23 protein-coding genes are annotated in these 20891 nt (G+C 64.5%); 16 read left to right on the top strand and 7 right to left on the bottom strand.

Annotated features, from left to right (window positions below):
• Positions 1-155 precede the first annotated feature (155 nt).
• Positions 156-473 (top strand): YqfO family protein, encoded by a 318-nt coding sequence (locus G4G71_RS09580; RefSeq protein WP_169937116.1) that lies wholly within the window; start codon positions 156-158, stop codon positions 471-473.
• A 48-nt stretch (positions 474-521) separates the two neighbouring features.
• Here the strand turns inward: G4G71_RS09580 and G4G71_RS09585 are convergent, their stop codons facing one another.
• The gene (locus G4G71_RS09585) at positions 522-1022 is read right to left on the bottom strand and encodes a L,D-transpeptidase family protein (RefSeq protein ID WP_045210474.1); all 501 of its coding nucleotides are present in this window, start codon (positions 1020-1022) and stop codon (positions 522-524) included.
• A gap of 50 nt (positions 1023-1072) precedes the next feature.
• Entirely contained in the window at positions 1073-1627 is a 555-nt protein-coding gene (locus G4G71_RS09590; protein ID WP_169937117.1) for an NUDIX hydrolase, read from the bottom strand.
• Positions 1628-1762: 135 nt separating this feature from the next.
• Here G4G71_RS09590 and G4G71_RS09595 point away from each other — a divergent pair, with 135 nt between their 5' ends.
• From G4G71_RS09595 to G4G71_RS09615, 5 genes are all read left to right on the top strand, one after another.
• The gene (locus G4G71_RS09595) at positions 1763-2359 is read left to right on the top strand and encodes a CoA pyrophosphatase (protein ID WP_017522246.1); all 597 of its coding nucleotides are present in this window, start codon (positions 1763-1765) and stop codon (positions 2357-2359) included.
• A gap of 40 nt (positions 2360-2399) precedes the next feature.
• A complete protein-coding gene (locus G4G71_RS09600; protein WP_054907384.1) occupies positions 2400-2927 on the top strand; it encodes a gamma carbonic anhydrase family protein in 528 nt (175 codons plus the stop codon).
• Entirely contained in the window at positions 2920-3108 is a 189-nt protein-coding gene (locus G4G71_RS09605; RefSeq protein ID WP_169937120.1) for a DUF1289 domain-containing protein, read from the top strand. The genes G4G71_RS09600 and G4G71_RS09605 overlap by 8 nt, the downstream gene beginning before the upstream one ends.
• A 67-nt stretch (positions 3109-3175) precedes the next feature.
• Positions 3176-4357 carry a formate-dependent phosphoribosylglycinamide formyltransferase gene (gene purT / locus G4G71_RS09610; RefSeq protein WP_169937122.1) on the top strand — a complete coding sequence of 394 codons (1182 nt, stop codon included), beginning with the start codon at positions 3176-3178 and terminating at the stop codon, positions 4355-4357.
• Positions 4354-5094 carry an SGNH/GDSL hydrolase family protein gene (locus G4G71_RS09615; RefSeq protein WP_169937124.1) on the top strand — a complete coding sequence of 247 codons (741 nt, stop codon included), beginning with the start codon at positions 4354-4356 and terminating at the stop codon, positions 5092-5094. Before purT ends, G4G71_RS09615 begins: the two co-directional genes overlap by 4 nt.
• Before the next feature lie 84 nt (positions 5095-5178).
• Here the strand turns inward: G4G71_RS09615 and G4G71_RS09620 are convergent, their stop codons facing one another.
• The 3 genes from G4G71_RS09620 to G4G71_RS09630 all read right to left on the bottom strand — a co-directional run bounded on the left by G4G71_RS09620 (position 5179) and on the right by G4G71_RS09630 (position 8913).
• On the bottom strand, positions 5179-6492 hold the full coding sequence (locus G4G71_RS09620; RefSeq protein ID WP_169937126.1) for an MFS transporter: 1314 nt from the start codon (positions 6490-6492) through the stop codon (positions 5179-5181).
• Positions 6493-6777: 285 nt separating this feature from the next.
• Positions 6778-8070, bottom strand: coding sequence for an HlyC/CorC family transporter (locus tag G4G71_RS09625; RefSeq protein WP_024766879.1), 1293 nt, complete (start codon positions 8068-8070; stop codon positions 6778-6780).
• 42 nt (positions 8071-8112) lie between these two features.
• A complete protein-coding gene (locus G4G71_RS09630) occupies positions 8113-8913 on the bottom strand; it encodes a cytochrome C assembly family protein (protein ID WP_054907389.1) in 801 nt (266 codons plus the stop codon).
• Positions 8914-9133: 220 nt separating this feature from the next.
• Here G4G71_RS09630 and ffh point away from each other — a divergent pair, with 220 nt between their 5' ends.
• The 6 genes from ffh (at position 9134) to G4G71_RS09660 (ending at position 13158) form a co-directional block, all read left to right on the top strand.
• Entirely contained in the window at positions 9134-10507 is a 1374-nt protein-coding gene (gene ffh / locus G4G71_RS09635; protein ID WP_054907390.1) for a signal recognition particle protein, read from the top strand.
• 144 nt (positions 10508-10651) lie between these two features.
• Positions 10652-10900, top strand: a complete 249-nt coding sequence (rpsP, locus tag G4G71_RS09640; protein ID WP_017522237.1) for a 30S ribosomal protein S16 — start codon at positions 10652-10654, stop codon at positions 10898-10900.
• Positions 10901-10905: 5 nt separating this feature from the next.
• On the top strand, positions 10906-11442 hold the full coding sequence (gene rimM / locus G4G71_RS09645) for a ribosome maturation factor RimM (RefSeq protein WP_169937128.1): 537 nt from the start codon (positions 10906-10908) through the stop codon (positions 11440-11442).
• Between the two features lie 3 nt (positions 11443-11445).
• A complete protein-coding gene (trmD, locus tag G4G71_RS09650; RefSeq protein WP_169937130.1) occupies positions 11446-12189 on the top strand; it encodes a tRNA (guanosine(37)-N1)-methyltransferase TrmD in 744 nt (247 codons plus the stop codon).
• Between the two features lie 43 nt (positions 12190-12232).
• Entirely contained in the window at positions 12233-12583 is a 351-nt protein-coding gene (rplS, locus tag G4G71_RS09655; RefSeq protein ID WP_017522234.1) for a 50S ribosomal protein L19, read from the top strand.
• Positions 12584-12744: 161 nt separating this feature from the next.
• The gene (locus G4G71_RS09660) at positions 12745-13158 is read left to right on the top strand and encodes an acyl-CoA thioesterase (protein WP_169937132.1); all 414 of its coding nucleotides are present in this window, start codon (positions 12745-12747) and stop codon (positions 13156-13158) included.
• A gap of 142 nt (positions 13159-13300) precedes the next feature.
• Here the strand turns inward: G4G71_RS09660 and G4G71_RS09665 are convergent, their stop codons facing one another.
• Positions 13301-13978: a cyclic di-GMP-binding domain-containing protein, MshE-related gene (locus G4G71_RS09665; RefSeq protein ID WP_169937134.1), complete on the bottom strand. Its 678-nt coding sequence runs from the start codon at positions 13976-13978 to the stop codon at positions 13301-13303.
• Between the two features lie 98 nt (positions 13979-14076).
• Positions 14077-15921, bottom strand: coding sequence for a cation:proton antiporter (locus tag G4G71_RS09670; RefSeq protein WP_054907396.1), 1845 nt, complete (start codon positions 15919-15921; stop codon positions 14077-14079).
• A gap of 88 nt (positions 15922-16009) precedes the next feature.
• Here G4G71_RS09670 and xerD point away from each other — a divergent pair, with 88 nt between their 5' ends.
• The 4 genes from xerD (at position 16010) to thrC (ending at position 20825) form a co-directional block, all read left to right on the top strand.
• Positions 16010-16906: a site-specific tyrosine recombinase XerD gene (xerD, locus tag G4G71_RS09675; RefSeq protein WP_169937137.1), complete on the top strand. Its 897-nt coding sequence runs from the start codon at positions 16010-16012 to the stop codon at positions 16904-16906.
• A gap of 250 nt (positions 16907-17156) precedes the next feature.
• Entirely contained in the window at positions 17157-17885 is a 729-nt protein-coding gene (locus G4G71_RS09680; RefSeq protein ID WP_169937139.1) for a thioredoxin fold domain-containing protein, read from the top strand.
• Between the two features lie 174 nt (positions 17886-18059).
• Positions 18060-19364 (top strand): homoserine dehydrogenase, encoded by a 1305-nt coding sequence (locus tag G4G71_RS09685; RefSeq protein WP_169937141.1) that lies wholly within the window; start codon positions 18060-18062, stop codon positions 19362-19364.
• A gap of 51 nt (positions 19365-19415) precedes the next feature.
• Positions 19416-20825, top strand: coding sequence for a threonine synthase (gene thrC / locus G4G71_RS09690; RefSeq protein WP_169937143.1), 1410 nt, complete (start codon positions 19416-19418; stop codon positions 20823-20825).
• Positions 20826-20891: the final 66 nt, after the last annotated feature.

A 20891-nucleotide genomic window follows, 5' to 3' on the forward strand; every position in this document is an offset into this window, starting at 1 on the left:
AAGGACTTCCCTGACGAACCAGCAGGGAACCGGACGGTCGAACTTGGACGACGACTTGTCGGTCGCAAGAGGCAAAGTGCCACTATTTGTGGCAGCATTTGTCACCCGTGGCGCGCCTTGCCACGGTCGTGTCCCCGTTTCGGTCGGAGTCTCCGATGTACAAACTGTGTTTCTACGTTCCGGAAAGCCATCTGGAATCGGTCAAGAAAGCGGTGTTCGCCGCCGGTGCAGGACGCATCGGTGCCTATGACAGCTGTTGCTGGCAGGCGCTCGGACAGGGACAGTTCCGCCCCTTGCAGGGCAGCAACCCGTTCATTGGCCAGGCCGGCAGCATCGAGCAGGTCGCCGAATGGAAGGTGGAGATGGTGGTCGCCGACGAGTTGATCCATGACTCGGTCAAGGCCCTCAAGCAGGCCCATCCCTATGAGACGCCGGCCTTCGAGGTCTGGCGGCTGTCGGACATGGTGTTCTGAACCATACGAAAAAGGCGCCCGCGGGCGCCTTTTTTCATGCTGCTGCCCTTACGGGCGAATCTCGATCAGCGTGCCGTCCTTGACCAGGCTCCAGACCTCGCGCATGTCGGCATTGGTCATGGCGATGCAGCCGTTGGTCCAGTCCAGGGTCGAGAAGTACCACTCGGGGTAGTCGTCATCCATCGGGGTGCCGTGGATCATGATCATCCCGCCCGGCTGCAGGCTCTTCTCCCGTGCCTTGGCCACGTCGCGGGCGTTGGGGTAGGAAATGTGCATGGAGAGGTTGTACTTGTCGCTGGTCTTGCGCCAGTCGACCCAGTAGAAGCCCTCCGGCGTGCGGTTGTCGCCTTCGGCCAGCTTCGGCCCCTGCGGGCGTTTGCCCAGGGACACGCGGTAGCTCTTGAGCACCTTGCCGTTGCTCATGAGGTGCAGTTTGCGCTCGGACTTGAGCACGAGAATCTTGTCGATGTGACCGTCGAGCGTGGGCGTCGCGTTGGCATGCGAGAACGCTGCGAAGGTCAGACAAAGTACGGCAATCAACCAGCGCATCGAGTGGTGTTCCCCGGTAGTTCCTAAAGCCTTAGAGGCGGTAAATGAGCTTATAAGTTCTTTTTCTGTGCAAGCATTGGGAGAATCCCTTCATTGCGTATCGGGAAGTTCTGAATGATCCGATCCGCCAGGAAATATTCTAAGGTACGGCCCACGGTGGGGAAAGCCAGCTCACCCCACGGAATGTCGGATTCTTCGAAGAGCTGCACTTCCAGGCTTTCGTCGCCGGCACAGAAGTCGAGGTCGGCGAGTTCGGCGCGGAAGAAGATATAAATCTGGCTGATATGCGGCAGATCAAAGACCGTATAAAGCTGCAGGCCGTGGACGCGGGCGTTGGCTTCTTCGAGCGTCTCGCGGGCGGCGGCCTGTTCCAGGGTTTCGCCGTTCTCCATGAAGCCTGCCGGTAGCGTCCAGTACCCTCGGCGCGGCTCGATGGCGCGGCGGCAGAGAAGGATTTTCCCCTCCCAGACCGGCAGGCAGCCGGCAACGATGCGCGGGTTCTGGTAATGCACGGTCTGGCACTGGTCGCAGACGAAGCGCGGGCGGTTGTCGCCGCTGGGGATGCGCAGGCTCACGCTGGCGCCGCACTGGCTGCAGAATTTCATGCCGCTTCCTTGTTATTGAATGGGGCAATCTTGCGCGCTGCGCGGGGCACCCAGCAAGGGGCGGGGGTTGGGCAGGGGCGTCTTTCGTGCCATGATCCTTCAATTAGAAGAATCGGCCCCCGCAGGATGTTCGGCATGCTGGACCAGCTGCGCCAACGCATACAGACGCACACCCCAAGCGACCTTGAAACGGACCACAGCTTCCCCGAGGCGGCGGTCCTGCTCCCCATCACCCCCCAGGAAGAGCTCGTGCTCACCCTGCGCGCGACCGGGCTTTCGACCCACAGCGGCGAGGTGGCCTTCCCCGGCGGACGTCGTGACCCGGAGGACGTCGACCTGATCCACACCGCGCTGCGCGAGGCGCAGGAGGAAATTGCCCTGCCGCCGGGGCTGGTGGAGGTCGTCGGTCCGTTGAGCACCCTGGTCTCGCGGCACGGCATCCTGGTCAAACCATTCGTCGGCTTTGTCCCCGATTTCGTGGAGTACCGTCCCAACGACGGCGAGATCGACGCCGTGTTCAAGGTGCCGCTGGAGTTCTTCCGCGGCGACCCGCGGGAAACCACCCACCGTATCGATTACTTCGGCCGCAGCTGGTACGTCCCGAGCTACCTGTTCGAGGGCTACAAGATCTGGGGCCTGTCCGCGATCATGCTGGTCGAGCTGCTGAACCTGCTGTACGACGCCCGTATCGACCTGCACCAGCCGCCATCGAAGTTCATCAAGCTGAGCTGAGACCTGATAATAAAGAGCGGCCACCGCCTGAGGAGAAACCATGAAGTACCGCCTGGGCTCGTCCCGAGTCGAAACCCATCCGGAGAGCTGGATCGCCCCCAACGCCACGGTGGTCGGCAAGGTGCGCCTCGACGCCGGCGCCAGCGTCTGGTTCAACGCCGTACTGCGCGGCGACAATGAGCTGATCCACATCGGCGAGCACAGTAACGTGCAGGACGGCACCGTCATGCATACCGACATGGGCTTCCCGCTGACCCTGGGCAAGGGCGTGACCATCGGCCACAACGCCATGCTGCACGGCTGCCAGGTAGGCGACTACAGCCTCGTCGGCATCAACGCGGTGATCCTCAACGGCGCGAAGATCGGCAAGTACTGCATCATCGGCGCCAACGCGCTGATCCCCGAGGGCAAGGAAATCCCCGACGGCTCCCTGGTCATGGGCTCGCCCGGCAAGGTGGTGCGCGAGCTGACCGAGCCGCAGAAGAAGATGCTCGAGGCCAGCGCCGCCCATTACGTGCACAACGCCCAGCGCTACGCCCGCGACCTGGCCGAGCAGGAAGATGACTGAAGAACGTCCCGTCGCCTCGCCCTGCGTGCACGTCTGCGCGCTGGACGATGCCGACATCTGCCTGGGTTGCCAGCGCAGCGCCGCTGAAATCACCCGCTGGGGCCTGATGGACAACGCCGAGCGCCGCGAGGTGCTCCAGCGTTGCGAACAGCGTGCCCGCGAGCAGGGTGTGCTGGCCTAGCCCGCCGCGAGCTTTCCCGTTTACGAGCTACCCCGTTTCGAACTTTCCCTTCTCGAGGTTTCCCGCAATGCCCCGTCTTGGAACTCCCCTGTCGCCGAGCGCGACCCGCGTACTGCTCTGTGGCTCCGGCGAGCTGGGCAAGGAAGTGGCGATCGAGCTGCAGCGCCTGGGCTGCGAAGTCATCGCCGTGGACCGCTACACGAACGCTCCGGCCATGCAGGTCGCGCACCGCAGCCATGTGATCAGCATGCTCGACGGCGTGGCCCTGCGCGCAGTGATCGAGCAGGAGAAGCCGCACTACATCGTGCCGGAGATCGAGGCCATCGCCACCGCGACCCTGGTCGAGCTGGAGAACGAAGGCTACACCGTCATCCCCACCGCCCGTGCAGCTCAACTGACCATGAACCGCGAGGGCATCCGCCGCCTGGCCGCCGAAGAGCTGGGTCTGCCGACTTCGCCCTACCACTTCGCCGACACCTACGAAGACTACGCCGCTGGCGTCGCCGCCGTGGGCTACCCGTGTGTTGTGAAGCCGATCATGAGTTCCTCCGGCAAGGGGCAGAGCGTGCTCAAGTCCGACGCCGACCTGAAGACCGCCTGGGACTACGCCCAGGAAGGCGGCCGCGCCGGCAAGGGCCGGGTCATCGTCGAGGGCTTCATCGACTTCGACTACGAGATCACCCTGCTCACCGTGCGCCACATTGGCGGCACTACCTTCTGCGCGCCCATCGGTCACCGCCAGGTGAAGGGCGACTACCACGAGTCCTGGCAACCCCAGGCGATGAGCCCGAAGGCGCTGGCCGAGTCCGAGCGCGTGGCCAGGGCGGTCACCGAAGCGCTGGGCGGCCGCGGCCTGTTCGGCGTGGAGCTGTTCGTCAAGGGTGACGAGGTGTGGTTCAGCGAAGTCTCGCCGCGCCCGCACGACACCGGCCTGGTCACGCTGATTTCCCAGGACCTCTCCGAGTTCGCCCTGCATGCCCGCGCCATCCTCGGCCTGCCGATCCCGGTGATCCGCCAGCTGGGCGATTCCGCCTCGGCGGTGATCCTGGTGGAAGGCAAGTCGCAGCAGGTTTCCTTCGGTAACCTCGGCGCCGCGCTGAGCGAGCCGGACACCGCGCTGCGCCTGTTCGGCAAGCCGGAGGTGGATGGCCAGCGCCGCATGGGCGTAGCCCTGGCGCGTGACGAGTCGATCGACGCTGCCCGCGCCAAGGCCACCCGCTCGGCCCAGGCGGTCAAAGTCGAGCTGTGAGCCGCTGGGCGGGGCTGATGTGGTGGGCGGCGGCATTGCCGCTGTTGCCGCTGGCCCTGCCCATGGCCGTGCGTACCAGGCGCACGGCCTTGCGCCTGGCTCCCGCCGCGGGCGTCTGCGAAGGCGTTGCGGGCTCAGAGTTTCCGGGCGAACCTTTTCGTCTTCTCCTGCTGGGTGAATCCACGGTCGCCGGCGTTGGTGCGTCCTGCCTGGACTTTGCCCTGGCCGGGCGGATGGCGTTGGCGCTATCGAGCCGCCTGGAGCGCCCCGTTGCGTGGCGCGCGGTCGGGGAGAACGGTATTACCGCCGCAGAGGCCTGCGAGCGCCTGCTGCCGGTGGCAACTGATCTGGATTACGAGCTGGTGGCGCTGGTCTTCGGCGTCAACGACACCACGCATTTCAGCTCCAGCCAGCGTTGGCTGGGGGCCCTTGAGCAGCTGATCGCGCACTTCCGTGGTCGCGGCACACAGGTCGTCTGCACGGCCGTGCCGCCATTGCAGCATTTCACGGCGCTACCCTGGTTGCTGCGCCGGCTGCTCGGCTGGCGCGCAGCGCTGCTGGATCGTCAGCTCAGCAGCCTGGCGCTGGCGCAGGGGGCGGGGTATTGCGGCGTCAGCCTGGAGATGCAGCCGCAGTTCCTCGCCATCGATGGCTATCACCCGTCGGCGCTGGGTTATCAGGTTTGGGGTGAGCATCTGGCCCAATGGCTGGTTTCCCAGGATCGAACCCTTCTGTAGGAGCGAGCTTCCTCGCGAACCCGCGTCACGCCGGGGCTGGCGGTGCAATGCGTTCGCGAGCGAGCTCGCTCTTACATGCAGGTCTCAGCGGATATCGTTCAGATCGTCCCCGCGCGTCTCGCGCAGGCACAGCACCGCCAGCAGGCTGAGTGCCGCCGCGACCGACACATAGCCGCCCACCCAGCTCAGGCCACCCATGCCCACCAGCTTCTGTGCGATGTACGGCGCCACCGAGGCGCCAAGGATGCCGCCGAGGTTATAGGCCGCCGAGGCGCCGGTGTAGCGCACGTGGGTGGGGAACAGTTCTGGCAGCAGCGCGCCCATGGGGGCGAAGGTCACGCCCATGAGGAACAGTTCCAGGGACAGGAAGACCGCCACTTCCACCGACGAGCCCTGGCTCAGCAGCGGCTCCATGGCGAAGCCCGAGGCAATGGCGGCGATGCAGCCGACGATCAGCACCGGCTTGCGCCCGAAGCGATCGCTCAGCCAGGCCGATACCGGTGTTGCTGCTGCCATGAAGAGCACGGCGATGCACAGCAGGCCGAGGAAGTCCTCACGGCTGTAACCCAGGGTGCTGACGCCGTAGCTCAGCGAGAACACCGTGGAGATATAGAAGAGCGCATAGCACACCACCATCGCCAGGGCGCCCAGCAGGGTGGGCCGCCAATGCTTGGCGAACAGTTCGGCGATCGGCAGGCTCGCGCGCTCGTGGCGCTCCATGGCCTTCGCAAACACCGGGGTTTCCACCAGCTTGAGGCGAACGTAGAGGCCGACGATGACCAGCACCGCGCTGAGCACGAACGGGATGCGCCAGCCCCAGGCGCGGAACTGCTCTTCGCTCAGCAGCATGGCGAGGCAGAGGAACAGGCCGTTGGCGGCGAGGAAGCCGATCGACGGACCCATCTGCGGGAACATGCCGAACCAGGCGCGGCGGCCCTTGGGAGCGTTCTCCGTGGCCAGCAGTGCGGCGCCGCCCCATTCGCCACCCAGCCCAAGGCCCTGGCCGAAGCGCAGCACGCAGAGCAGGATCGGCGCCCAGGCGCCAATGCTGTCGTAGCCCGGCAGCAGGCCGATCAGGGTGGTGGAGATGCCCATCAGCAGCAGGGAGGCCACCAGGGTCGACTTGCGCCCGATGCGGTCGCCGAAGTGGCCGAACAGTGCCGAACCCAACGGGCGAGCGAGGAAGGCGATGCCGAAGGTAATGAAGGCGCTGAGCGCCTGGGCGGTACCGGAGGTCTGCGGGAAGAACACCGGGCCGATCACCAGAGCGGCGGCGGTGGCGTAGACGTAGAAGTCGTAGAACTCAATGGCGGTGCCGATGAAGCTGGCTACCGCGACGCGGGTGGTGGAGTTGGTCTGTGCGGCTGGTTGTGCGGCTTCGAGGGTGGCGCTGGTCATACGGGGAATATCCCTGGCAGTCACGGCTGGCGACGACTCTCTGGTCGTGTCCAGCGTCATAGGAGGCATTGCCATGGCGCGAGTGCGAGCGCGGCCCGGTGTCGGGGCTGGATGGGCGCGGCTCGCGGCGGGTCGGGGCGAGGCCGGCTGCTTCGCAAGGCAACGACGCAGGGTCGAGGCTCGGCGGGGCGTGCGATTGACTGGCCGGCGCTGCGTCGCGGATAACGGCGGGCGTCGGCGGGAGGCTGGGTAAGCCGCCTGGATTATAGGGGCGGGCGGGGCGGCTCAGGCAAGCTCGTCGGCGTAAGGCTCTCTTGGCGGGGCGCCAGGCAGCCACGCGCGCACGCTTTTCACCCGGTTTTCCCCCGACTGGAGGATCTCCAGGCGATAGCGGCCGATCTTCAGGCACACGGCGCAGTCTGGGATCTGCTCCAGCGCTTCGGTGACCAGGCCGTTGAGAGTCTTGGGCCCGTCACTGGGTAGTTGCCAGCCCAGCGCGCGGTTGACGTCACGCAGGTTGGCCGAGCCGTCGATGACATAGGTGCCGTCGGCCTGGGGGTGGATGTCCGGGTTGCGCAGGGTGTTCTGGTTACTGAACTCGCCGACGATCTCTTCGAGGATGTCTTCCAGGGTGATGATGCCGATCACCTCGCCGTACTCGTCGACGACGATGCCGATGCGGCGCTTCTGCTTCTGGAAGTTCACCAGCTGGGTCGACAGCGGCGTGCTCTCGGGCACGAAGTAGGGCTCCAGGCAGGCGGCCTTGAGGCTGTCCTTGGTCAACTGGTTATGGGTCAGCAGGCGGGCGATCTGGCGCATGTGCACCACGCCCTCGACCTGGTTGATATCGTTGCGGAACACCGGTAGCCGGGTATGGGTGGTGTTGCGCAGCTGGCCGATGATGGTTTCCAGCTCGTCGTCCAGGTCGATGCCCTGGACCTCGTTGCGCGGCACCATCAGGTCGTTCACCGTGATCTTTTCCAGGTCGAGGATGCTCAGCAGCATGTCCTGGCGATTATGGGTGAGCTTTTCGCTGGAGTCGGTGACGACGCTGCGCAGTTCGTCGTTGCTCAGCGGCTTGCCGCCACGCTGGGTCGGGTCGAGGCCGCCCAGGCGCAGGAGGAGGTTGCTGATGCCGGTCATCAGCCAGAGCAGCGGGCTGAACAGCTTCTGCATCCAGATCAGCGGCAGGCTGGCGGGGAAGGCCACGCGCTCGGGGCGCAGGGCGGCGTAGGTCTTGGGGGTGATTTCGCCGAAGATCAGCAGGATCAGCGTCAGCGCCACGGTGGCGATGGCCACGCCCGCTTCGCCCCACAGGCGCAGGGCCAGCAGGGTCGCCAGGGACGAGGCGATGATGTTGACGAAGTTGTTGCCGATCAGGATGGTGCCCAGCAGCCGGTCGGTGCGCAGCAGCAGCCAGCTGGTGCGGCGCGCCCCGCGGTTGCCCTGCTTGGACAGGTGGCGCAGGCGGTAGCGGTCGAGGCTGAGCATGCCGGTCTCGACGCTGGAGAAGAATGCCGAGCAGAGGATCAGGAAGACCAGCAGGCCGATCAGGTAGCCGGGGTGGATCTCTTCCATGCGCGCATATCCTTCAGCGGCGCTCAGGCGCCGCCGTTAGCCTCAGATGTGCAGGATGAATTCCTTGACCAGCTTGCTGCCGAAGTAGGCCAGCATCAGCAGGCAGAAACCCGCGAGGGTCCAGCGGATCGCCTTGTGGCCGCGCCAGCCGAGCTGGTGGCGGCCCCACAGCAGCACGCCGAACACCACCCAGGCGAAGCAGGAGAGGATGGTCTTGTGCGCCAGGTGCTGGGCGAACAGGTTGTCGACGAACAGCCAGCCGGAGATCAGCGACAGCGAGAGCAGCGACCAGCCGCCCCAGAGGAAGCCGAACAGCAGGCTTTCCATGGTCTGCAGCGGCGGGAAGTTGCGGATCAGGCCCGACGGGTGCTTGTGCTTGAGCTGATGGTCCTGCACCAGCAGGAGCAGCGCCTGGACCACAGCGATGGTCAGCAGGCCGTAGGCCAGGATCGACAGCAGGATGTGGGCGAGGATGCCGGGCTGCTCGTTGATCGGCTCGATGGTGCCGTGGGGCATCAGCAAGGCCAGCAGGGTGGTCAGCGCGCCGAGCGGGTAAAGGAAGAGCAGCAGGTTCTGCACCGGGATGCGCAGGCAGGCCAGCAGGGTCAGGGCGGTGACCGCGGCGGAGATCAGGCTGGCGGCGTTGAAGAAGTCCAGCGCCAGGCCCGCAGGCGTCAGCAGCTCCTGGCTCAGGCTGTAGGCCTGGCAGAGCAGGGCGATGAGGCCCAGCAGGAGGAGCAGCGGTTTCTGCGGCGGGGTGCGGCGGGCCAGGCTTGCGCCCTGGTAGACGGTTGTGCCGATATAAAGGACGGCGGCGATCAGGCTGGGCAGCAGAGGTTGCATAAGTCCTTGGAACAGTCCTTCGACGGGGGACCCGAAAGGTGCTGAGTTTGGCACAGATCGCCCGCGCCTAGAAAGCCGCTGAGAACAGTTCGCTTCTGGCCTGCGAAGCGCTCCGTCACATCGGGATCATCGGCGGTGTTGGCGCTGGCCGCACTTCGCTATAATCGGCGGCTTGCTGACAAGCCAAACCCAGGCCCGATCGGGCTGATTAGGAACGCGCATGTTCGAAAACCTTACAGATCGCCTCTCGCAAACGCTGCGCCACGTCACCGGCAAGGCCAAGCTGACCGAGGACAACATCAAGGACACGCTCCGCGAAGTACGGATGGCCCTGCTGGAGGCCGACGTGGCCCTGCCGGTGGTCAAGGACTTCGTCGCCAAGATCAAGGATCGCGCGGTCGGCACCGAGGTTTCCAAGAGCCTGACCCCGGGCCAGGCCTTCGTGAAGATCGTCCAGGCCGAGCTGGTCGAGCTGATGGGCGCGGCCAACGAGGACCTGGACCTCAACGCCGCTCCGCCGGCGGTCATCCTGATGGCCGGCCTGCAGGGCGCGGGCAAGACCACCACCGCCGGCAAGCTGGCGCGCTTCCTCAAGGAGCGCAAGAAGAAGTCGGTACTGGTGGTATCCGCCGACGTCTACCGCCCGGCGGCGATCAAGCAGCTGGAAACCCTGGCCAGCGACATCGGCGTGACCTTCTTCCCGTCCGATACCAGCCAGAAGCCGGTGGCGATCGCCGAAGCGGCGATCCGCGAAGCCAAGCTGAAGTTCATCGACGTGGTCATCGTCGACACCGCCGGCCGTCTGCACATCGACGCCGACATGATGGACGAGATCAAGCAGGTCCACGCGGCGATCAAGCCGGTGGAAACCCTGTTCGTGGTCGACGCCATGACCGGCCAGGACGCCGCCAACACCGCCAAGGCGTTCAATGATGCGCTGCCGCTGACCGGCGTGGTGCTGACCAAGGTCGACGGCGACGCCCGTGGCGGTGCCGCGCTGTCCGTGCGCGCCATCACCGGCAAGCCGATCAAGTTCCTCGGCATGGGCGAGAAGAGCGAAGCGCTCGATCCGTTCCATCCCGACCGCGTGGCCTCGCGCATCCTCGGCATGGGTGACGTGCTCAGCCTGATCGAGCAGGCCGAGCAGAGCATGGATCGCGAGAAGGCCGAGAAGCTCGCGAAGAAGATCAAGAAGGGCAAGGGCTTCGACCTGGAAGACTTCCGTGATCAGCTGCAGCAGATGAAGAACATGGGCGGCCTGGGCAGCCTGATGGACAAGCTGCCGATGCTCGGCGGCGTCAACCTGTCGCAGATGGGCAACGCGCAGAATGCGGCGGAGAAGCAGTTCAAGCAGATGGAGGCGATCATCAACTCCATGACCCCCGCCGAGCGCCGTGATCCGGAAGTGATCAGCGGTTCGCGCAAACGCCGCATCGCCATGGGTTCCGGTACCCAGGTGCAGGACGTCGGTCGCCTCATCAAGCAGCACAAGCAGATGCAGAAGATGATGAAGAAGGTCACCGCCAAGGGCGGCATGGCCAAGATGATGCGCGGCATGGGGAGCATGTTCCCCGGCGGCATGCCCAAGATGTAAGCCCAGACGGCTCGCCGCCCGGCGGGCCGGACGCGCTGCGGCTTGCGGCGCGGGGTTTTAGCTCATAGAATATGCGGCCTTTCGGGCTATGTGCCCGAGGGCTGCATTTCTTTTTTGCAAGCAAACCATAGGAACAACGTACGCATGGTAACCATTCGTCTGGCTCGTGGCGGCTCCAAGAAGCGCCCGTTCTATCACCTGACCGTGACCAACAGCCGCAACGCTCGTGACGGCCGTTTCGTCGAGCGCGTCGGCTTCTTCAACCCTGTCGCCACTGGCGCCGAAGTCAAGTTCTCGGTCAACCAGGAGCGTCTGAACTACTGGCTGAGCCAAGGCGCTCAACCGTCTGAGCGTGTTGCTCAGCTGATCAAGGACGCCGCCAAGGCTGCCTGAGATCGATGAACACGAATCCTGCTCCCGCCGAGGAGATGGTTGTTCTCGGCAAGATCGTATCGGTGCACGGTATTCGTGGTGAGGTGAAGGTGTATTCCTTTACCGATCCGTTGGACAACCTGCTGGACTACCGTCGCTGGACGCTCAAGCGTGGCAACGAGGTTCGACAGGCTGAACTGGTCCAAGGTCGCGTGCAGGGCAATGTCCTGGTCGCGAAGCTGAAGGGACTGGATGATCGCGAGATCGCCCGCACCTTCGCTGAATTCGAAATCCTGGTCCCGCGCAGCGAGCTGCCGGTGCTGGACGATGGCGAGTTCTACTGGAGTCAGTTGGAAGGTCTCAAGGTGATCGACCAGAACGGGCAGCTGTTCGGGATTCTCGACCACATGCTGGAGACCGGCGCCAACGATGTGATGGTAGTCAAGCCCTGCGCAGGCAGTCTGGACGACCGTGAACGCCTGCTCCCGTATACGGATCAGTGCGTACAAGCGGTGGACCTGGAAGCCGGTGAGATGCGGGTGGACTGGGACGCGGACTTCTAACCCATGTGGATTGGAGTCATAACCATCTTTCCGGAGATGTTTCGCGCCATCAGCGACTATGGCATCACGAGTCGCGCGGTCAAGCAGGAGCTGATTCAGCTTCAGTGCTTCAACCCGCGAAGCAACACCGAGGACCGTCACCAGACGGTGGACGACCGGCCTTTCGGCGGTGGTCCCGGCATGGTGATGAAAATCAAGCCGCTCGAAGGCGCACTGGGCGATGCCCGGCAAGCCGCAGGCGGACCGGCGAAGGTGATCTACCTCTCGCCGCAAGGTCGCAAGCTGACGCAGGCGGCCGTGAAAGAACTGGCGAACGAGGAACGTCTGATCCTGATCGCCGGGCGTTACGAAGGCATCGACGAGCGCTTCATTGAAGAGCATGTCGATGAGGAATGGTCAGTCGGCGATTATGTCCTGTCCGGGGGTGAGCTTCCGGCCATGGTGCTGATTGACGCGGTTACGCGGTTGTTGCCCGGTGCATTGGGCCACGTGGATTCCGCCGAGGAGGACTCCTTTACGGACGGCCTGCTCGACTGTCCGCACTACACCCGACCTGAGGTGTACGCAGACAAACGTGTTCCGGAGGTGCTGCTCAGCGGCAACCACGAACACATCCGGCGCTGGCGTTTACAGCAGTCCTTAGGCAGGACCTGGGAACGACGTGCCGATCTTCTGGATTGCCGCTCGCTTTCTGGAGAAGAGAAAAAGCTGCTGGAGGAATACATCCGCCAGCGGAACGATAGTTAACGTATCGATGGCGAGCGCCGAGCGCTTGTCTTAGGAGCACGAAATGACCAACAAGATCATTCAGCAGATCGAAGCTGAACAGATGAGCAAAGAGATTCCGGCGTTCGCCCCCGGCGACACCGTAATCGTCCAGGTTAAAGTGAAGGAAGGCGACCGTCAGCGTCTGCAGGCCTTCGAAGGCGTCGTGATCGGCAAGCGTAACCGCGGCCTGAACAGCGCTTTCACCGTTCGCAAGATCTCCAACGGCGTAGGCGTTGAGCGTACCTTCCAGACCTACAGCCCGCTGGTTGACAGCATCTCCGTCAAGCGTCGCGGCGACGTGCGCAAGGCCAAGCTGTACTACCTCCGCGAGCTGTCCGGCAAGGCAGCACGCATCAAGGAAAAACTGGCCTAATTCGCCGGTTGTTCCCGAAAAAAGCAGCCCAAGGGCTGCTTTTTTCTTGCCCGTAATTTTTCGCCGTTCAATCCGGCGCCCCATCTGCCCCCGGCAGCGCATTAGAAGTACAAGACCCCGCAGCACCGGCAGCCACCCTCATTGCATCAGGTAGCAGTGGCATGAGCTCCAGAGAGCAAGAAATCCTCCGTCGTACCGAGTTGTCCGAAACCCGCGTGACCAAAGCGGTTTTCCCGCCCACCACCAACCACCACAACACCCTGTTCGGCGGTACCGCGCTGGCCTGGATGGATGAGGTCTCGTTCATCGCCGCGACCCGGTTCTGCCGCCTGCCGCTGGTGACCGTGTCCACCGATCGCATCGACTTCAAGCACCCGATCGCCGCCGGCTCCATCGTCGAATTGATCGGCCGGGTGGTGAAGGTTGGCAACACCAGCCTCAAGGTCGAGGTGGAGGTCTTCGTCGAGAGCATGTCCGCCGATGGCCGCGAGAAGGCTATCCACGGGCTGTTCAGCTTCGTCGCCATCGACGATGAGAAGCGCCCGGTGCCGGTCCTGCCCGGCTTCGAGGCCTGAAATGAAAGAAGGCGCCCTTGGGCGCCTTCTTGCTTCATGCCTGTCCGCTTTCTACAGGAGCGAGCTTGCTCGCGAAGCTGTTCGCCGGCCGATTCGGCGCGGGGCCGTTCGCGAGCAAGCTCGCTCCTACAAAGAGAATGCGTCAGTGGCGCAGGCTGATCTTCAGCGAGGCCTGCGACAGGTCGATGTTCTGCAGGCTCAGGCTGCCCATGCTCTGGGTCTTCGGCGCGCCGGCGACGCGGATGTTGTCGAAGCGCACCTCGCCGATGGAGCTGGGCAGGCGCACGTTGATCGATCCATCGGCATTCAGGCTGGAGGAGGCGTGCAGCGTGTCGTACTGGACGTCGTGCAAAGAGGTTTCGGCGTCGAGGCTATCCACCACGGGCATTACCAGGCGCGACAGTTGCTTGATGGCGCCGACGCCATCGCCGCTCTCGGCGCTGACCAGCAGGCTCTGCAGGGTGTCATCGAAACCCTGGGCGCTGACGTCGCTCATCTCGCGGTCGCTCAGTGGCTTCAAGCCCTTGGGCGCCTCATGGCGGGTGATGCTCGTTGGTGCCTGGCGTTGCACATCGGCGCTGGCCAGCTGGAACGGGCTGAGCAGCGCGGCGACCAGGGTCGCGGCCAGGCGCAGGTTGTTCTGCTTCTTCAGCGCACGGCCTAGCTGGCGTTCGCTGATCCAGCCTTGCTGGATCAGGGTTTCGCCCAGGCGCAGGCCGTTGGTGAGCTGAAGCTGGATGGCCTTGTCCAGCTGTTGGGAGGTAATCAGGCCCTTGCTGATAAGGATCTGACCGAGGCGAGAGTTCTGTTGACTGGGCATGGCGTGGGCTTCGTGGGGCGCAATGATGGCGTGGTGCAATCATTGTCTGTCAGACATATTCTGTCACCAACCGTAAGATAGGGTGACGTAGCCAGTCGTCAGGTTCTTGCGACTTGTGCCGTTTCATTCCTGCTCGACGACCCTTCAGCTACTTCCTCGATCAGCGAAATCACCGTCCACCCCGTGTCGGGCGTCAGCGGACGCTCGGGGCTGGCAATGTGCAGGCGGCCATTCGGGTCCTTGGCGAACAGCAGAAGCGCACGGCCTTCGTGCAGCGCCTGGTAATCCTCCCAGCCAAAGTTCTCGCTCAGTAGCGTCGAGCGGATTTCCGCGCCGCGAGCGATAAGGCCTGCCATCTGTGGATAAGTGATCGTCGATTGCCCCAGCGGCCGGCCGCGATGGCGGTCGCTGACCCGATGCTTCTCGCTGCGCCTGCTGTCCTGGCTGCTGGGCAGGATGAAGCGCTGGCGCGGGTTGAACTCGTGACGGAAGCTCATGCACATCAGCGCATTGAGCTCAGCGTTGGGCGATAGGGCCAGCAGGTGTCCCAGGCCGATCAGGTCCAGGTGCGCCTCGGCGTGCTGCGAGGCCGGGTTGCCGAAGTAGGTGGGCAGGTTGTCCATGCGCGCGGCGCGGGTGTTCTCCCAGCTCGAGTCGGTCAGCAGTACCTCCACGCCGGCGTTCTGTAGGCCGGTGCCGATGGCGCGGGCCACCGGATTGGCACCGATGATGAGGAAGCCGGTGGGCACCGGCTCGGCAACCTTCAGCAGGCGGGCCAGCGGGCGGGCGGTGGCGCTTTGCAGGATCACGGTGCCGATGATCACCAGAAAGGTCAGCGGCACCAGCACGCCAGCCTGGGCGTGGCCAGCCTCCTGCAGGCGAATGGCGAAGATTGCCGAGACCGCCGCGGCGACGATTCCCCTTGGTGCGATCCAGCTCAGCAGCGCCCGTTCCCGCCAGTTCAGCGTTGACCCGGCCGTGGCGATCAGCACGTTCAGCGGGCGTGCGACGAACTGGATCAGCACCAGCACCAACAGCGCGATCGGCCCCAGGCCGAGCAGGGCCGGCAAGTCCAGGCGCGCGGCAAGCAGCACGAACAGGCCGGAAATCAGCAGGACGCTGAGGTTCTCCTTGAAGTGCAGGATGTGCCGCACGTCGACGCCCTGCATGTTGGCCATGCGCAGACCCATCACGGTGACGGCGAGCAATCCTGACTCGGACATCACGGTGTTGGACAGCACGAACACGCCAAGGACGACCGACAGCGATGCCAGGTTGTGCAGGTAGTCCGGCAGCCAGTGGCGACGCAACGCGACGCCCAGCGCCTGGCCGCCGAGCAGGCCGAAGAGGATGCCGCAGCCGATCACGCTGATGAAGGTCAGCAGGCTGTCCGTCCAGCCGGAGCCTGCGTCGCTCGCGGCGATGAAGGTGTAGACCACCACGGCGAGGATGGCGCCGATGGGGTCGATGACGATGCCCTCCCAGCGCAGGATGTTGGCGATGGTGGCGTTGGGGCGGACCACGCGCAGCATCGGCACGATCACCGTAGGGCCGGTGACAAGCGTCAGGGTGCCGAACAGCAGTGCCATCTCCCACGTGAAGTCGAGCAGGTAGTGGGTGGCCAGGGCGATCACACCCCAGGTGACCAGGGCGCCAATGGTCACCATGCGGCGTACCACAGTGCCGATTTCCTTCCATTCGTCCAGGTGCAGGGTCAGGCTGCCCTCGAACAGCACCAGGGCTACCGCGAGGGAGACCACGGGGAACAACAGCGGGCCGAACAGCGCTTCGGGCGACAGCACGTGCAGGATCGGGCCAACCAGGATGCCGCTCAACAGCAGGAAGAGAATCGCCGGCAGGCGCAGGCGCCAGGCCAGCCATTGGCTGAGGAGGGCGGCGATACCGATACCGGCGAAGGCGTAATAGGTGCTGTGTTCGTCCATGGACCGTCCGAGGTTGTGCAGCAGTGGTGAGGGGGATGGTGTCTATGAAAGACTACCGGCGCCGCTTTTTCCTTTGTACTGGCTTGAAATGACTCCGATTGCTCATCCCCTGATCGACCGCTTCCTCGATGCCCTCTGGCTGGAGAAGGGGCTCTCCGACAACACCCGCAGTGCGTATGGGAGTGATCTCGCCCTGTTCAACGGCTGGCTGGACCAGCGCGGCGTGGTGCTGGAGGCGGCTGGTCGCGACGTGATTCTCGATCATCTGGCCTGGCGCCTGGGCGAGGGCTACAAGGCGCGCTCCACGGCACGCTTCCTGTCGGGCCTGCGTGGCTTTTATCGCTACTACCTGCGCGAGGGCCTGATCGCCGAAGACCCGACTCTGCTGGTGGATCTGCCGCAACTGGGCAAACCGCTGCCCAAGTCGCTGTCGGAGGCGGATGTGGAGGCGTTGCTGGCAGCGCCGGAGACCGACGACCCGCTCGGGCTGCGCGATCGCACCATGCTCGAAGTGCTGTATGCCTGCGGCCTGCGGGTCAGCGAACTGGTCGGCCTGACCCTGGAGCAGGTGAACCTGCGCCAGGGCGTGGTGCGCGTGCTCGGCAAGGGCAGCAAGGAGCGCCTGGTGCCGCTGGGCGAGGAGGCGATCCGCTGGATCGAGCGCTATGTCCGCGAGGCCCGCGGTGATCTGCTGGCGGGGCGGCCCAGCGACGTGCTGTTCCCCAGCCTGCGCGGCGAGCAGATGACGCGCCAGACCTTCTGGCACCGCATCAAGCTGCACGCGAGGGTGGCCTGCATTGGCAAGAGCCTGTCGCCACATACCTTGCGCCACGCCTTTGCCACCCATCTGCTCAATCACGGCGCTGACCTGCGCGTGGTACAGATGCTGCTGGGGCATAGCGATCTGTCGACCACGCAGATCTATACCCACATCGCACGCGCTCGCCTGCAGGACCTGCACGCCCAGCATCATCCACGCGGGTGAGCTTCTCTAGCGCTGCTAGACATCCTTCGAACTGTGCGGCCTCACGCCAATGTTCAGCGTGATCTTGTAGGAGCGAGCTTGCTCGCGAACAGCTGGAAGCGGTGCGGGCCAGTAAGGTTCGCGAGCAAGCTCGCTCCTACAGAAAAACCGTGGAAGCCGATGAGACCGCCGAAGCTTCCCGCTACAGCCTTTGGCTCGGTCTTGCCGGCCCGGTGTGATAGTCTTCGCCGACTGACATCAGGAGTTTTCCATGCGTTTGTCTCGACTTCTGGCTGGTATGGCTATCGGCCTCGCCAGCACCCTCGCCCTGGCCGCCGAGCCGGACCAGGCGATCCGTACTACCCTGCAATCCCTGCAGCCTGACCTGCCCATCGAGAATATCTCCAAGGGTCCCCTGGACGGCATCTACCAGGTGCAGCTCAAGGGCGGTCGCATTCTCTACGCCAGCGCCGACGGCCAGTTCGTCGTGCAGGGCAATATCTACCAGGTGAAGGACGGCAAGCCGACCAACCTGACCGAGAAGGCCGAGAGCGCCGGTGTGGCCAAGACCATCAACGCCATTCCCGCCAAGGACATGGTCGTGTTCCCGGCCAAGGGCGAGACCAAGGCGCACATCACCGTCTTCACCGACACCACCTGCCCGTACTGCCAGAAGATGCACGCCGAGGTGCCGGAGCTGCAGAAGCGCGGTATCGAGGTGCGCTACCTGGCCTTCCCGCGCCAGGGTCCGAACTCGCCGGGCGACCAGCAACTGCAGGCCGTGTGGTGCTCCAAGGACCGCCAGGCGGCGATGACCGACATGTTCCACGAGAAGGAAGTGAAGGCCGCCAAGTGCGATAACCCGGTGGATGCGCAGTTCGCCCTGGGCCAGATGGTCGGCGTGCAAGGCACCCCGGCAGTGATCCTCGCCGACGGCACCATGCTGCCGGGCTACCAGCCGGCCGGCCAGATCGCCAAGCTGGCGCTGGAAGCCAAGTAAGCCGCGGCTTGCGCTCTGATTGACTAATGCGGAACCGCTTCGTAATGTTCGGTTCCTTTTGACTAGGGAACAGGCGCCTCGCCTGTTCTGACTTGGTGCCTGCTGCCGTGCCCGCCTTGTTGCGGGCATCGGCGCGTCAGGCGCCCCGATGCTGTAATCATGGGGAGTTTCAGCGTGAAACCGGTGAAAGTGGGAATCTGTGGGTTGGGGACCGTCGGTGGCGGTACCTTCAATGTACTCAAACGCAACGCCGAGGAGATTGCCCGCCGTGCCGGGCGTGGTATCGAGGTTGCGCAGATTGCCGCCCGTCGCCCCAATCCGAAGTGTGAAACCGGCAGTACCCCCATTACTGCCGATATCTTCGACGTGGCGAACAACCCGGAAATCGACGTCGTCATCGAGCTGATCGGTGGCTACACCCTGGCCCACGAGCTGGTGCTCAAGGCCATCGAGAACGGCAAGCACGTGGTCACCGCGAACAAGGCGCTGATCGCCGTGCACGGCAACGAGATTTTCGCCAAGGCCCGCGAGAAGGGCGTCATCGTCGCCTTCGAAGCCGCCGTGGCCGGTGGCATCCCGGTGATCAAGGCGATCCGCGAGGGCCTGGCCGCCAACCGCATCAACTGGCTGGCCGGCATCATCAACGGCACCGGCAACTTCATCCTCACCGAAATGCGCGAGAAGGGTCGCACCTTCGCCGACGTGCTGCAGGAGGCCCAGGCGCTGGGTTATGCCGAAGCCGATCCGACCTTCGACGTGGAAGGCATCGACGCCGCGCACAAGCTGACCATCCTGGCGTCCATCGCTTTCGGTATTCCGCTGCAGTTCGACAAGGCCTACACCGAAGGCATCACCCAGCTGACCACCGCCGACGTGAACTACGCCGAAGCGCTGGGCTATCGCATCAAGCACCTGGGCGTCGCCCGCCGTACCGACAAGGGTATCGAGCTGCGCGTTCACCCGACCCTGATCCCGGCCGACCGCCTGATCGCCAATGTGAATGGCGTGATGAACGCGGTCATGGTCAACGGCGATGCCGCCGGTTCGACGCTGTTCTACGGCGCCGGCGCCGGCATGGAGCCCACCGCTTCGTCGGTGGTCGCTGACCTGGTCGACGTGGTTCGCGCCATGACCGCCGACCCGGAGAACCGCGTGCCGCACCTGGCCTTCCAGCCGGACTCGCTCTCCGACCACCCGATCCTGCCGATCGACGCCTGCGAAAGCGCCTACTACCTGCGCATCCAGGCCAAGGACCATCCGGGCGTACTGGCCCAGGTGGCGACCATCCTCTCCGAGCGCGGCATCAACATCGAATCGATCATGCAGATGGAAGTCGAAGAGCATGACGGTCTGGTGCCGATGATCCTGGTTACCCACCGCGTGCTCGAGTCCCGCATCATCGAAGCCATCGCCGCGCTGGAAGCGCTGGATGACGTCGTCGGCAATGTCGTACGCATCCGCGTCGAACAACTGAACTGAATCGACTGCGGCGGCGCCTGCGCGCCGCCGCCAACCCGAAGGTTTCACACCATGCGTTACATCAGTACCCGCGGCCAGGCGCCCGCGCTGAACTTCGAAGACGTGCTGCTGGCTGGCCTGGCCAGCGACGGCGGCCTCTACGTGCCGGAAAACCTGCCGCGCTTCACCGTCGAGGAAATCGCCTCCTGGGCCGGCCTGCCGTACCACGAGCTGGCCTTCCGCGTGATGCGCCCGTTCGTTGCCGGCAGTATCAGCGATGCCGACTTCAAGAAGATTCTCGAAGAGACCTACGGTGTCTTCGCCCACAACGCCGTGGCGCCGCTGCGCCAGCTCAACGGCAATGAGTGGGTGCTGGAGCTGTTCCACGGCCCCACCCTGGCCTTCAAGGACTTCGCCCTGCAGCTGCTCGGCCGCCTGCTCGACCACGTGCTGACCAAGCGTGGCGAGCGCGTGGTGATCATGGGCGCCACCTCCGGCGACACCGGCTCGGCCGCCATCGAAGGCTGCAAGGCCTGCGAGAACGTCGACATCTTCATCATGCACCCGCACAACCGTGTGTCCGAGGTGCAGCGCCGGCAGATGACCACCATCCTCGGCGAGAACATCCACAACATCGCCATCGAAGGCAACTTCGACGACTGCCAGGAGATGGTCAAGGCCAGCTTCGCCGACCAGGGTTTCCTCAAAGGCACTCGCCTGGTGGCAGTGAACTCGATCAACTGGGCGCGGATCATGGCCCAGATCGTCTACTACTTCCACGCTGCCCTGCAGCTTGGCGCACCGGCCCGTTCCGTGGCCTTCTCGGTGCCCACCGGCAACTTCGGCGACATCTTCGCCGGCTACCTGGCGCGCAACATGGGCCTGCCGATCAGCCAGCTGATCGTCGCGACCAACCGCAACGACATCCTGCACCGCTTCATGTCCGGCAACCGCTACGACAAGGACACCCTGCACGCGTCGCTGTCGCCGTCCATGGACATCATGGTCTCGTCCAACTTCGAGCGCCTGCTGTTCGACCTGCACGGCCGCAACGGCAAGGCAGTCGCCGAGCTGATGGACAACTTCAAGGCCACCGGCAAGCTGGCTGTCGAGGATGACCGCTGGACCGAAGCCCGCCGTCTGTTCGATTCGCTGGCGGTGAGCGACGAGGAAACCTGCGAGACCATCTCCCAGGTGTTCGCCGAGTCGGGCGAGCTGCTGGACCCGCACACCGCCATCGGCGTGCGCGCCGCTCGCGAGTGCCGCCGCAGCCTGGCCGTGCCGATGGTTACCCTGGGCACCGCGCATCCGGTCAAGTTCCCGGAAGCGGTGGAGAAGGCCGGCATCGAGGCGGTTCCGGCACTGCCGACGCACCTGGCCGACCTGTTCCAGCGGGAAGAGTGTTGCACGGTTCTGCCGAACGAACTGGCCAAGGTTCAGGCCTTTGTCAGCGCCCACGGCAACCGCGGCAAGCCGCTCTAAAACGCGGCTCGCTGCCTGGAAAAGCCCGCCAATCGGCGGGCTTTTTCATGCCCGCATGAACGGGCC

It is taken from the genome of Pseudomonas multiresinivorans (assembly GCF_012971725.1).
In the GTDB taxonomy this organism is placed as follows: Bacteria; Pseudomonadota; Gammaproteobacteria; order Pseudomonadales; family Pseudomonadaceae; genus Pseudomonas; species Pseudomonas multiresinivorans.